Source organism: Arenicella xantha, assembly GCF_003315245.1.
In the GTDB taxonomy this organism is placed as follows: domain Bacteria; phylum Pseudomonadota; class Gammaproteobacteria; order Arenicellales; family Arenicellaceae; genus Arenicella; species Arenicella xantha.
The window spans coordinates 492941-506390 of record NZ_QNRT01000001.1 but is presented as its reverse complement, the minus strand read 5'-3'; the positions used below and the strand labels follow the sequence as shown (position 1 = coordinate 506390).

Below are 13450 nucleotides of genomic sequence, written 5' to 3'. Positions count from 1 at the left end.
CGATGGGAATATACACAATAAGATTGCCTGACGTTGGTGAAGGTATTGCCGAAGCGGAATTAGTTGAATGGCATGTCAAAGTTGGCGATGTCGTCAATGAAGATGACGTAGTGGCGGCGGTGATGACCGACAAAGCGGCGGTTGAAGTGCCGAGCTCTGTATCGGGTACTGTGACCTGGCTTGGTGGTGAGGTCGGCGACATGATCGCGATAGGGGAGAAGCTTATCCAGCTTGAAGTTGCCGGTGAAGGCAACGATCAAGTTATGGAATCAGCGACTCCGACAAGTGCTTCTACGGAAGTTTCCAGTAGCGATGGAGCGGACCACAAAGTCGCTTTACAGGCCTCAGTGCAAGTTCAAGCGGAAGAAGTCCCCTCAAGGACTAAAGATATACCGGACGAGGCGCGGGTTACTGATGCCAAAAAAGGCGCATCAAAGCGTCCGCCGGCATCGGCTAAAGCCACTGCGAATAAGCCCTTGGCGGCGCCGTCGGTACGTGCGCGTGCTAAAGAAGAAGGGATTGATCTACGTTCGGTTCTGGGCACTGGCCCGGCCGGTCGGATAAGCCATCACGATTTAACTAATTATATCGATGAGGGCGGTGCAAGCCCGGTGTCAGTCGGTGCGCATGTTAAGAATACTAGCGTTAAGGAAGTGAAAGTTATTGGCATGCGACGCAAAATCGCAGAAAAGATGTCGCTTTCGAAATCACGTATTCCGCATATCACTATTGTCGAAGAAATCGACATGACTGAGCTAGAAGAGCTACGCGCAGCGCTCAATAAAAAACATGCTGGTAGTCGCCCAAAATTAACGATATTGCCGTTTTTGATGCGCGCCATCGTGGAAGCGGTAAGAGATCAACCTGAGCTCAATGCGCGGTTTGATGACGAAGCTGGTGTGGTGCATCAATACGGAGCGGTCAATATTGGTATCGCAACACAAACCGATAATGGGCTTAATGTGACAGTAGTGCAGCACGCCGAAGCCGCGAATCTATGGAAAAATGCGGAGCGAGTTTCTGACTTAGCGGATGCCGCCCGCGCGGGAACCATTCGTCTGGAAGATTTAACGGGAGGCACCATCACGATTACCTCGCTGGGCGCCATGGGCGCAATCGCAACCACACCGATTATTAATCATCCGGAAGTGGCGATTGTTGGCGTGAATAAAATGCAAATCCGTCCGATGTGGGACGGGCAGCAGTTCCAACCGTGCAAAATGATGAACATTTCGTGCTCCTTTGACCACCGCGTGGTGGATGGTTGGGATGCTGCTGTGTTTGTACAAAAACTAAAGACCTTGTTGGAATCGCCAGCAATGTTGTTTGTGGAGAGCTAGATGTCGGATATTAAAACTAAGTTGTTGATTATTGGCGCTGGCCCCGGTGGTTATGTCTGTGCAATTCGAGCGGGTCAACTGGGTATTGATACGGTGATCGTTGATACTCAGGCGCCCGGCGGAACCTGTTTGAATGTCGGCTGTATTCCGTCCAAAGCACTGATCCATGCGTCCGACGAGTTCTACAAAATGCTACACGCCAACCAAGGGCCTTTGGGTATTTCGCTGCAATCTCCTAAGATCGATCTTGCGCAAACGGTGAGCTGGAAAAACGGTATTGTCACGCGACTGAACCAAGGCGTAGCAGGTTTGATGAAAAAAGCCGGCGTGAAGCGTATTCAAGGGCAAGCTAAGTTTGTTGATGGCAAAACAATCAATGTAGTCAGTACGGATGAAGACCACACAATACGCGCTGAAAATATTGTCATTGCAACCGGCTCCGCGCCGATCGAGATACCGTCGTTGCCGTTTGGAGGCGACATAATGTCATCGACCGAAGCTTTAGCGCTAGAGTCTGTGCCAACGTCATTGGCGGTGGTTGGCGGTGGCTATATTGGGTTAGAAATTGGCACCGCTTTTGCTAAGCTGGGCGCTAAAGTGACGATCGTAGAAGCGACCCAGAAGATTCTGCCGCAGTACGATGACGCGTTAACCAAGCCGGTCTTAGAGCATATCAAGTCACTTGGTATCGACGTGCAGGTCGGCACCAAAGCGCAGAACTTCAAAGATGGTCAACTACATACCGATAAAGGCGTGATTCAGGCTGAGAAGGTACTGGTTACGGTGGGGCGTCGTCCGCGGACTGAGTCGGTTGGTATTGATGAATTGAGTTTGTCTATGAACGGGCCGTTTATTGAGATCAATGATGCTTGTCAAACCTCGATGCGTGGCATTTATGCGATTGGCGACGTGACCGGTGAACCAATGTTGGCGCACCGAGCCATGGCGCAAGGTGAACTAGTTGCCGAACGAGTCGCGGGCCATAAAGTGGTTTGGGACAAGCGCTGTATTCCTGCCGTGTGTTTTACCGACCCTGAGATTGTCAGCTGTGGCCTGCTGCCAGATGAGTTGCAAGATGCCAAGGTTGCCGAATTCCCATTCGCGGCCAATGGCCGGGCGATGACAACCGAGCGCGAAGATGGATTTGTACGCGTGGTTGCTCGTGCGTCCGATGATGCGGTGCTAGGGATCCAAGCCGTTGGTGTTGGGGTGGCTGAAATGTCCGCAGCGTTTTCGCTTGCGATTGAAATGGGCGCGACACTACAAGATATCGGCGCGACTATTCACGCTCATCCCACACAATCCGAGGGCTTTCAAGAAGCCGCATTGCGGGCACTTGGCAAAGCACTCCACATATAGCTAAGGCTAGATAAACCAAATATATTATTTAGAGGATATGCAGAATGAATGCGAATCAATCCCCATCATTTGATAATCACGAGCACGTTGCCACTATCGATGATGCCGCGAGTGGCTTACGCGCCATTATTGCGGTGCACAATACTAAGCTCGGCCCAGCCGTTGGTGGCTGTCGTATGTTTCCATATGCGAACGAGGAGCAGGCATTGGAAGATGTGTTGCGGCTTAGTCGCGGCATGACCTATAAGTCGGCCTTAGCTGGATTGCCTATGGGCGGTGGTAAGGCGGTTATTATCGGTGACCCAGCCACACAAAAGTCGCCAGCGCTATTTCATAAAATGGGCGAGTTCATTGAATCGTTAAACGGCATGTATGTCACCGCTGAAGATTCGGGTACTTGTGTTGATGACTTGCGACAGATTGCCACAGAAACTAAGCATGTGTTGGGCGTCAACGATGCACAAGAATTTGGTGGCGACCCGTCACCATTAACTGCTTATGGAATTTTTTGTGGTATTCAATCTGCGGTTAGATATCAGCTTAAGCGAGACTCATTAAATGGCACGACCGTGGCAGTGCAAGGTGCTGGATCGGTTGGTCGTTATTTGATCAAATTGCTACGCGAAGCCGGTGCTGAGTGTTTAGCGTGCGATATTAATCCACAAAACGTAGCTCGTGCTGAGGAGCTTGGTGCCACCATTGTTGGTGTGAATGATATTATTTCAGCTGACGTTGATGTGTTCGCTCCGTGTGCCATGGGCGCGATTTTGAATGATGATTCGATACCGCAATTGAAAGCAACGATTGTGGCCGGTGGCGCTAATAACCAGCTTGCTAAGGGGTATCATGCGCAAATGTTGCGGGATCAAGGTGTTTTGTATGCTCCTGATTTCGTGATTAATGCTGGTGGTATTATTGAGATTTACCGTCAATATAAAGACCTGCCGATGGAACAGTGTCGCAGTAAAATTGAAGGGATCGGTGACACACTCACAAGTATTTTTGAGCAAAGTGACTCTGACAACATGACCACCGCCGATGTGGCTGAGAAAATTGCAGAGCGTCGATTCAAGCCAAATGCCAAAGTGAATAATGCTGCTTAAACGCTGAGTTCATAAGGTGTAGCCTTTGCTGAGCAAGGGCCATAGAAACGGGGTTGCCGGCAAGGCTACCCCGTTTTTAATTTGTTGGCTGTACGTGATCGTCGGCATACGCTAAGATTCACGCCTGACGCGCTTGAGGGAGCTCGAGTGATCTGATAATTCAAGTTAGGAAGAAATTACCACATGATAGTAGTGCCGGTCGAAAAGAGGATCGATTGGAAGCGACCGCCCGTGGTACTGATAGGTTTGGTGCTGATCAATATTTTGGTTTTCGCTTTCTATCAAAGTAGTGACATGGAGCGTGCTGAGGAAGCGGTGGTTCTATATCACGAACTTAACCTTCAGCAATTGGAGCTTTCCGCATTTCGCTCATATATGCGCAAACGCGACCCCGCCTATCAGCTAGATCAAGAGGATGAAACCGTTATCTGGCAGATGGCAAGTGACCCTGGGTTTGCCGAATTTCTTGATGAGCACTATAAACGCTATATACCGCTTAAAGATCGCGGCAAGTGGGAACGGTTTCGTGCTGAGGTTAATAAAATTGCGGGCACCATTAGCTCACGGATCTTAGGTCTCAATCCGAATGACATCGGCATTGTTACTCTTTTCTCACATCAGTTTTTACACGGTAGTGTCGACCACCTAATTGGCAATATGGTGTTCTTATTACTCACTGGATTTGCCGTAGAAGCCGCGCTAGGTAGTAAGCGATTTTTATTGTTTTACCTAATCTCCGGGGTCGGTGCCGGTTTGTTATTTTCTGTTGTGGAAATGGCTTCAGGCGGACACAGCGCCAGTTTAATTGGTGCGTCAGGATCTATTTCTGGTGTCATGGCAATGTACGTGGTGCTGTTTGGCATGCGTAAAATTGAATTCTTCTACTGGCTGTTTATATTCACAGGGTATTTCCGTGCAGCGGCCATCATTATGTTGCCGGCGTATATCGTCAAAGAACTCATCATGCAGTTTTCGGGTGATGCCAGCAATGTGGCTTATCTGGCGCACGTTGGTGGTTTTATAGCAGGCGCAGCGTTGGTTTACGCAACACGCTCGGTGCAACACGATGCCATCGATGACCGCTACTTAGACAATGCTGAGGAAGCGGTCGACCCTTATTTAGCCGGCCTTCAGAGTGTTTATAATGAATTAGGCCGGTGCGAGTTTAAGCGAGCGTACGCGTTACTCCGGCCACTCAAACAAAAACGCCCACATGATCCCGAGCTAATCGATATTGAGTTCAATATCGTCAAGGCATTGAACGGCGCAAAGGCGCATGAGTATCTATTGCGACGACTCGGCCAGAACGGTAATAGTCACCGTATAGTGGCGGCGCAGCTGCAGCGTTGGAACCGAATGTCACTCAAAGACAAGTCGCACCTTAGTTTTGAACAAAAGGCCGATTTACTGATAGCTGCACTGGAACTTGGGCGCGAAGATATATCTGAAGTGATCTACCAAGAACTTTCACAAGATGAAGAAAGGTCGCTCGAACTAGCAACTCTATCGAGACGTATGGCTTCGTGTTTTCAGGCTTTAGGGCAGCACAACAAGAGTGAGCAGTTTGACCGTCAGGCTCGCGACCTAATGAGTCCTCAATATGGTTCGCAAGGTGGTGCTGCGTGACTCATTGTGTCTACCATCCAACTCAACAGGCAATACGCAGTTGCGATCATTGCGATCAAAGTTACTGTACGGCCTGCAGCGACGAATCGCCGCTTCGAACTAGTCATGTGGCCGACTATTCGTGTTTCGTCTGTGGAGGGAGCTTATTTACTCTCCAAGCCGCTGCCGACGTTGAGCCGTTTTGGCGACGGTTAGGTGCAATCTACCAATACCCCTTAAGCAAGGCCTCGGTCGCAGTAATACTAATCACGGCGTTGTTGTCGGCGTTGTTTAGTAATTTCGGCTTATTAGGTCTATTTCCCAGCATTGCGATGTCGCTTTACTGTTTTGCTTGTCTGCGAGAAACCGCCACTGGTGATATGCGTGCGCCATCTGTTGAAGCTTCATTTGAAGGGTCGCTGACGCCTGTTTTCAGCGTGCTTGGTGTGATGTTTGTTGCGACGCTGGCTACGGTGAAAATATTTGCCACATTCGGCACGGGGTTTGGCATTTTAGCGACGTTCTTTTTTACGGTAACGTTGCCAGCGGCGATTTTAGTGCTCGCCATTGAGGAGAAATTTTTACCGGCAATTGATCCGTCGCGTTTGCTTTCGGTCGTGCTAGCCACGGGCAGTTCCTATTTTGTGATGCTGCTTTTTTTGGTGATGATGTTATCGTCAGTGGGCATTTTGTCATCGTGGGTCTGGAGTGAAGAGCCTGGCAAGTTCGAGTTTTTCGTGCAGTCAGTCATATCTAATTACTACAATATCGTCGCCTTTCACATTATGGGTTATTTGGTCTTCCAGAATCGTTACCGGCTCGGCTTTAACAATATGGCGGTTGTGACAAACGATGAGTTGCGGTCTGATACCGACTGGCTGAATGCTAAACTAGAAGTATTGGTGAAGGCTGGCGAATACTCAGCCGCAATTACCGTTGCTAAGCAGCAAGTGGCCAATGGTAGGGCTTTGGAATGGCAATGGGCGCGATGCTTTAAACTAATGTGCACGGGCACTTCGTTTAAAGAGCTAAAAGCGTTTGCGCCTAAATATTTTGATCGCCTGTTCTCGCTAGAGCAGTACGAAACCATTGCCGATAGTTACGTGGAGCTTAAAAAACGTATCCGCGATTATCGTATTGACGATAATGAACGTTGTATTGCTATTGCTCGGGCGCTGTTCGAGGTGGGGCGTTATGTCTATGTGGTAGAAATGCTGCAACAATTTCATACGCGTACCGCGCCAAACGAGTTAATCAATGAATCACTCACACTTCTAGCTAAAAGTTACCGCAAGATCCCCGGTAAGGAAAAAAACGCTCAGTTGTTCCAGAAAATTTTTGAAATGCGTAATAGCGCAACCTAAACTTGCTAGACACTTTGTTCAACCTATATCATCTATCTAGGTTTTAAATAAAAAACATCTTAATGATCACACTTTGACTCGAGGAATTTATGCGTCACTTATTATTAGCTTTACTCGCTTGTTTGTTTATAGCGTCATGTGGAAATCAACCGGCCACAGATTCTTCGGTTGCTGAGACAGCAGAGGCCGCCGCACCAACTGCCGCAGAACCAGTTGCAGAGCAGAAATCCGAAACCGAAAAATTGAACGAATGGTTTGAGGTAAAGTACGAAGAGGAACTGATGATGAGCCCTATCGGTCTGACGTTCCAGGGACGCAAAGAACGCTATGGTGAGATCGACGACGTTAGCGAGGCCGCACAATTAGAACAAATTGAATGGAAGGGCAAGACCGTCGAAGAAATGAAGTCTACGTTTGATTACGCAAAACTTACCGACGATGGCAAGCTCTCTTACGACTTGTGGGCGCACCAATATCAAATGGCTCTTGATGGTAAGCCGTTTATGCGTCGTGGCTATGTATTTGAACAAATGAATGGCTCACACTCGTTTTTCCCAACCTTGATGATGAGTTTTCATAAGGTTGAGAGCGAACAGGATATGAAAGATTACGTGTCTCGTTTGTCCGGTATCGGCGTGGTAATAAACGAGTTGATTGAACAAGCGAAGTTGGCGGCTAGTGAAGGCGTTCGTTCGCCTCGTTTTGCGTATGAAATTGTGGCCAAAGAAGCGCAAGCAATCATTACTGGAGCGCCATTTGATGACAGCACTGATGACTCGTCGCTATTGGCTGACGCCAAGTCTAAGGTCGCCGCGTTGGTTGAGGCTGAGACGATTACGCAGGAGCAAGCTGATAGTTTAGTTGTAGCAGCTAGCAAAGCGATGAAGGATGACTTCGGAACCGCCTATCAAAATTTGATTACGTTTTTGAATGACGACATTAGTAACACCAGCGAACAAGCTCAAGGAGTACATGCCTTACCGGATGGCGCAGCTTACTACGAGTATCGCTTGAAGAGTATTACCACCACCGATATGACGGCAGACGAGATCCATGAACTTGGTCTGGCTGAAGTAAAGCGCATTCGCGCTCAGATGGAAGAGATCAAAGAAAAAGATGGTTTCACTGGCACGCTGCAAGAGTACTTTGCTTATATTCGTGACAGTAAAGATGACGAGAAATTCTACTATCCGAATACCGATGAAGGTCGCCAAGCTTATATCGATGACGCCACAGCGGCGCTCGATATTATCAAGCAAGAATTACCGAATTACTTCGGTGTTCTACCTAAAGCCGACATGGTGGTTAAGCGAGTAGAGGCCTTCCGCGAGCAAGATGGTGCACCACAACACTACTACCCAGGCACTCCCGATGGTTCTCGCCCCGGTGTTTATTACGCGCATCTTTCAGATATGAAGGCGATGCCAAAGAATGAACTTGAAGTGATTGCGTATCACGAAGGCTTACCGGGTCATCATATGCAAATCTCAATTGCGCAAGAGCTTGAAGGAATTCCTACGTTCCGAACTCAGGCTGGTAGTACGGCATATATTGAGGGTTGGGCGCTATACAGTGAAGCTTTGGCGAAAGAAATGCCAAACACATTTACTACCTTGGGCTCTGATTTTGGACGTTTAGGCAGTGAGATTTGGCGTGCTATCCGTTTGGTTGTGGATACTGGAATGCACCATAAGAAATGGACTCAGCAACAAGCTGTGGATTTTTTCTCTGCTAACTCGCCAGCTCCGTTAGAAACAATTGAAACCGAAGTTCGCCGCTATTTAGTCATTCCAGGCCAAGCCACCGCCTACAAGATCGGCATGATTGATATCCAGCGACTGCGCAAAATGGCTCAAGATGAGCTTGGTGACAAATTTGATATTAAGGCGTTTCACGACACTATCTTAGGTGGTGGAGCCTTGCCATTGAGTATGTTGGAGCGTCAAGTTAAAAGCTGGATCGCAGCAACTAAAGCGAGCTAGGCGGCAATTTGTGGCGATAAATTTCACATGGCGCTCGCCCGATGAAATGATCGGCGAGCGTTATATGCGGCGCTGGCATTTGCGTCGTAAACCGGGTCGCCACAATTTGTATTTGCATCGCTACGACGGTAGCGATGATGATCGGGCCCTGCATGACCATCCCTGGAAGTCGATTGGGATTGTATTGTGGGGCAGTCTATATGAAGTGACAGAGTCTGGTGAACGCCGGCTCTGGCCACTCTTTCCAAAATACCGAAAAGCCGAATACGCACATCGCTTGAAGCTGAAGAGTAAGGTCGCATTTACGCTATTTTTTACATTTCCCAAAGAGCGCGAGTGGGGCTTTTTGTGCCCAAATGGGTGGGTTCACTGGAGTCAATTTACCGACAGCTCGGGTCAGCAAACTGGTTCTGGTTGCCCAGACGATAGTTGAATCTCTACGGCAAAAATTAAGCTCTTCATCGTATTTCAATATGCTACTCGCCGTTATCTCGACGGGCGTTGGTCAGGTGCATCGGGTTTAATAATTTTTCCAGTTCGTCACGACTTAGGTCGGTATTTTCGACGGCTACATCGATGACAGGTCGATTCGAGGCATACGCTAATTTGGCGATCTTTGCCGCTTGTTCGTAGCCAATGATTGGATTGAGAGCAGTTGCTAGAATAGGATTGCTGGCTAAGGTTTCAGTGACATTGCCAGTATTCACGCTGAATCGGCGGATTCCGAGCTCGCCCAAATGCGTGGCTGAATTGCTTAGTAGCTCGATGCTTTGCAGTAAGTTGTAGGCAATCACGGGTAGCATTACATTGAGCTGAAAGTTACTCGACATAGCGCCTACGGTAATCGTTGCATCGTTGCCAATAACTTGTGCGCAGGCCATGCTTACCGCCTCGGGAATGACCGGATTGACCTTGCCGGGCATAATGCTGCTACCGGGTTGGAGTGCCTCGAGTTCGATTTCTGCAATGCCCGCTAGCGGACCGCTGTTCATCCATCTTAAGTCAGTGGCTATCTTGTTTAGAGACACTGCTAATACTCTCAGGTGCCCTGACAAGCCGACCGACAGATCTTGTGAGCTGAGCCCTCTAAAAAAATTATCGGAGACGGAGAATTCATGACCGCTAAAATCGCTTATTTTATTTGCGAAGCATTCGGCAAAACGTTCGTCTGTGTTGACCCCAGTGCCGACCGCCGTACCACCTTGCGGTAAGGCCGCCAGACTCAGGGTGAAATCCTCTAGATTGATTAACGCTGAGCGAATTTGTGATGACCAACCAGATAATTCTTGCCCAAAGGTGAGTGGCATCGCATCCATTAAGTGGGTTCGCCCAGTTTTGGCTACGTACATCAATTCATTCGTGCGGTGGTCGATCGCTTCAATCAACTGGTTGAATGCTGGGATTAGGTTTTCGGTTAGGTCCGTCAAGCTGGCGACTTGAATGGTGGTTGGAATAACGTCGTTGCTGCTTTGCCCTAAGTTGACATGATCATTTGGATGCACTTCAACGCCAAAGTCGCGACGACATATCGTAGTAAGTACCTCGTTCATATTCATGTTGGTGCTGGTTCCAGAACCGGTCTGAAAAATATCCAGCGGAAACTGCGTTAGGTGTTTACCAGCGAGAATTTGGTCGGCAGCCTGGGCGATCGCGTCAGCTTTTGGCTGATCCAGTAAGCCAAGTTCAGCATTAACCGTCGCGGCGGTTTTCTTAACCAGTGCAAGTGATTGAATAAAGCTTTTGGAAAACTTCAGGTCACTAATATTGAAGTTATCAATTGCGCGCTGTGTCTGTGCTCCATAGAGCGCTGAGTTGGCTACGCGCACTTTTCCCATGCTGTCCTGCTCTATTCGATGCTTTGGTATTTGGCCCATTCTGTTTGCCCAGTGGTGGATGTTATGTTGCTCAACGTAGTCGTGTGCTAGGTGTTCATTGGTAGCATCACTTTTGCCTGTTCCTTTAGTTAGCATAATCAGTGCCAATCCGATAAGCTAATTTTGCTGGACACTTAGCTGTGAAGTCGGCTTAATGTCAGTTGGCCCTCGTTGAGTGTGGTGGATATCAGCCGCTTTGCAGGGTTATATGCACCACTTGCAGATTAGTTGAAACTGGCCACCAAGCGAGTATGATTTTGATAAGTAATGAGCTGGTTGTTTGTTAATGTAAAACAACCGCATAGTTAGCAACAGTTGATCAATTTTCGGGAGTAATTATGCCTACACCACCTCGGGGTTCCAAGCCAAGCTATACGACTATAATTGTTGCCATTGATGATGACGATCCGGAAGCTGTCTGCCGGCGTGCTGATCAGTTAGCGTTGCAGTTTGATGCAAGTGTACTACTGGTAAACGTGGTTGAGCCATTTGCGCCGATGGTAACGCCGGGCGTAATGGGCGGTGCAACGATGGTGACGCCGCTAGAGGCGGCTGAGTATGACAAGCTGCTAGAGCAACACCGGCGCAGATTAACCGACATAGCGGCTAATATGGCGGTCGAAAACGTAGAGAGTAAAGTGCTCGAATCTGCGGATCTGGGGTTGGCGATTCATACTGAGGCAAGCGAACAAGGAGCCGACTTGATTATCGTTGGTAGTCACGGTCGCCATGGTTTAGCCTTACTCTTTAATGGATCAACGGCGAGCGACATGCTAAAAGCTTCGCCCTGTGATGTGCTCGCCGTCGCGATTTAATATTCGATTACACTGCGGATACTTTCGCCAGCGTGCATTAAATCGAATGCTTTGTTGATATCGGTTAACGGCATTTTATGCGTGATGAGTGAATCGATATCAATTTTCCCGTCCATATACCAATCGACGATTTTGGGAACATCGGTTCGACCTCTAGCGCCACCAAAAGCTGTGCCGCGCCAAACTCGTCCAGTGACTAATTGAAACGGACGGGTTGAGATCTCTTGCCCGGCTCCAGCGACGCCAATAATAATGCTCTCGCCCCAGCCCTTGTGGCAGCATTCCAAGGCTTGTCGCATGGTATTAACGTTGCCGATGCACTCAAATGAGTAGTCGGCTCCGCCGTTAGTTAGATCTTGAATTGCCTCGATCAAATCTTCCGTATTACTTGGGTTGATAAAGTCGGTCATGCCAAACTCGCGTGCCATCCCAACTTTACTCTCGTTGAGGTCGACCCCAATTATTTTATTTGCCCCGACCATTCTGGCGCCTTGAATTACATTCAAACCAATACCACCAAGGCCAAATACAACAACGTTGGAGCCGGGTTCTACTTTCGCGTCAAACACGACGGCGCCGACACCCGTAGTGACACCGCAACCTATGTAACAAATCTTATCGAACGGCGCATCGCTACGAACTTTGGCTAGTGCTATTTCGGGTAAAACGGTGAAATTTGCAAAGGTTGAGCAACCCATATAGTGCAGCAGTGGTTTACCGTTTAATGAAAAGCGAGAGGTGCCATCAGGCATTAGACCTTGGCCTTGCGTGCTGCGAATAGCTTGGCACAGATTGGTTTTCGGATGCAGGCAGTAGTCGCACTCTCGACATTCTGGTGTGTACAGCGGGATTACATGGTCGCCAGGTTTTAGCGATGTAACACCGGCGCCAACTTCTCGCACGATCCCAGCGCCTTCATGGCCAAGAATCGCAGGAAATTCACCTTCAGGGTCGTCGCCTGAAAGCGTAAATGCATCCGTGTGACAAACGCCAGTTGCCATTACTTCAATCAAAACTTCGCCGGCTTGAGGCCCGTCCAATTGAACTGTTTCGATGGTTAATGGTTGGCCCGCAGCGTACGCAACAGCGGCTTTAACATCCATAACTTTCTCCTAGGTTTGGTAAGTCAGTTTCATTGCCGCAAAGTGTACACTTGAGTTGCTCGAAATGCTAAACGGAATATTGGGTGTAGCAAGCAAACATGCCACGGTGAGATGGGTTACATTTTTGAGTTCGACTTAGACTAAATATCGCGATTGTCGATAACTTGGAAGGCCGGTTGCTGCGGTGATTCATTTAACGCTACGCTGGCTACTCGTTGCGCGACCTTGTCAACCGATACAAATTGCCAAGGCATGAGCGTTGCAAGGGGGCGCATAAACCAGTCTAGGTGGAGCGCCTTTCCGCTGGCCAAGTATCGCGTACCGTAGATTGCACCGGGTTGTAATACCGTGGCTTGGTTGCCGGGCACGGCAGCAAACTGTTCGGCCGCCTCACGGGCTAACCGCTTGCCTTTAGCATAGCCAAATTGGTCGCTTTGCAATAGCGCGGGAAGTTTCGCACCAAGCAAAACAATACGTTTCACACCGGCTTGTTGGGCTTTATCAATTACCGTGGCGTTGGTGACACCGTTCATAAAAACTTGTTGCTCATAGGCTTGTTTAGAAAAGGTTGGCACCGGTGGCGAGCCCACTAAGCAAATCAATACATCCATTCGTTGCAGAAGTTGCTCATCCGGATCGCTGGCATCGCCTTTACACCAACGAATGCGTTCACTCCAAGACTCATCTTTTAAGTGCAACGGTTTATAGCCAGTGCGGCTGAGGCAAACCGTGCAGGCATCTTGGTCGGCGAGCTCTTTTGCTATATGGGTGCCAACAAAGCCGTTGCCGCCGTAAATCACAATTCTGGTTGGGCTGTCGGTTTCTATATCACAGTGTTCCACTTTAAACCCTTTACTTGGTAATTCTAAAACTAATACGTTTCAAGCATAGTCCCAAGCATGTTG

11 protein-coding genes are annotated in these 13450 nt (G+C 48.7%); 8 read left to right on the top strand and 3 right to left on the bottom strand.

What is annotated here, in order from left to right; translation table 11 throughout:
- The first annotated feature begins 2 nt into the window (after nt 1-2).
- From DFR28_RS02150 to DFR28_RS02120, 7 genes are all read left to right on the top strand, one after another.
- On the top strand, nt 3-1340 hold the full coding sequence (locus DFR28_RS02150) for a dihydrolipoamide acetyltransferase family protein (protein ID WP_113952656.1): 1338 nt from the start codon (nt 3-5) through the stop codon (nt 1338-1340).
- A complete protein-coding gene (gene lpdA / locus DFR28_RS02145) occupies nt 1341-2699 on the top strand; it encodes a dihydrolipoyl dehydrogenase (protein WP_113952655.1) in 1359 nt (452 codons plus the stop codon).
- Between the two features lie 44 nt (nt 2700-2743).
- A complete protein-coding gene (locus DFR28_RS02140) occupies nt 2744-3802 on the top strand; it encodes a Leu/Phe/Val dehydrogenase (RefSeq protein WP_113952654.1) in 1059 nt (352 codons plus the stop codon).
- A 183-nt stretch (nt 3803-3985) separates the two neighbouring features.
- Nucleotides 3986-5428, top strand: a complete 1443-nt coding sequence (locus DFR28_RS02135) for a rhomboid family intramembrane serine protease (RefSeq protein ID WP_113952653.1) — start codon at nt 3986-3988, stop codon at nt 5426-5428.
- On the top strand, nt 5425-6771 hold the full coding sequence (locus DFR28_RS02130) for a DUF4013 domain-containing protein (protein WP_147250904.1): 1347 nt from the start codon (nt 5425-5427) through the stop codon (nt 6769-6771). Before DFR28_RS02135 ends, DFR28_RS02130 begins: the two co-directional genes overlap by 4 nt.
- A gap of 89 nt (nt 6772-6860) precedes the next feature.
- Nucleotides 6861-8753: a DUF885 domain-containing protein gene (locus DFR28_RS02125; RefSeq protein WP_113952651.1), complete on the top strand. Its 1893-nt coding sequence runs from the start codon at nt 6861-6863 to the stop codon at nt 8751-8753.
- Nucleotides 8754-8763: 10 nt separating this feature from the next.
- Nucleotides 8764-9186, top strand: a complete 423-nt coding sequence (locus tag DFR28_RS02120; protein ID WP_113952650.1) for a hypothetical protein — start codon at nt 8764-8766, stop codon at nt 9184-9186.
- 43 nt (nt 9187-9229) lie between these two features.
- On the opposite strand, the gene DFR28_RS02115 is transcribed toward DFR28_RS02120, so the two are convergent.
- A complete protein-coding gene (locus tag DFR28_RS02115) occupies nt 9230-10627 on the bottom strand; it encodes a lyase family protein (protein WP_113953374.1) in 1398 nt (465 codons plus the stop codon).
- Between the two features lie 338 nt (nt 10628-10965).
- On the opposite strand from DFR28_RS02115, the gene DFR28_RS02110 reads away from it, so the two are divergent.
- Nucleotides 10966-11442 carry a universal stress protein gene (locus tag DFR28_RS02110; protein ID WP_113952649.1) on the top strand — a complete coding sequence of 159 codons (477 nt, stop codon included), beginning with the start codon at nt 10966-10968 and terminating at the stop codon, nt 11440-11442.
- On the opposite strand, the gene DFR28_RS02105 is transcribed toward DFR28_RS02110, so the two are convergent.
- Together DFR28_RS02105 and DFR28_RS02100 are read right to left on the bottom strand one after the other, a co-directional pair.
- Nucleotides 11439-12545, bottom strand: a complete 1107-nt coding sequence (locus DFR28_RS02105; RefSeq protein WP_113952648.1) for an S-(hydroxymethyl)glutathione dehydrogenase/class III alcohol dehydrogenase — start codon at nt 12543-12545, stop codon at nt 11439-11441. The two genes, DFR28_RS02110 and DFR28_RS02105, sit on opposite strands and share 4 nt — an antisense overlap.
- A gap of 140 nt (nt 12546-12685) precedes the next feature.
- On the bottom strand, nt 12686-13387 hold the full coding sequence (locus DFR28_RS02100) for an SDR family oxidoreductase (RefSeq protein WP_113952647.1): 702 nt from the start codon (nt 13385-13387) through the stop codon (nt 12686-12688).
- Nucleotides 13388-13450: the final 63 nt, after the last annotated feature.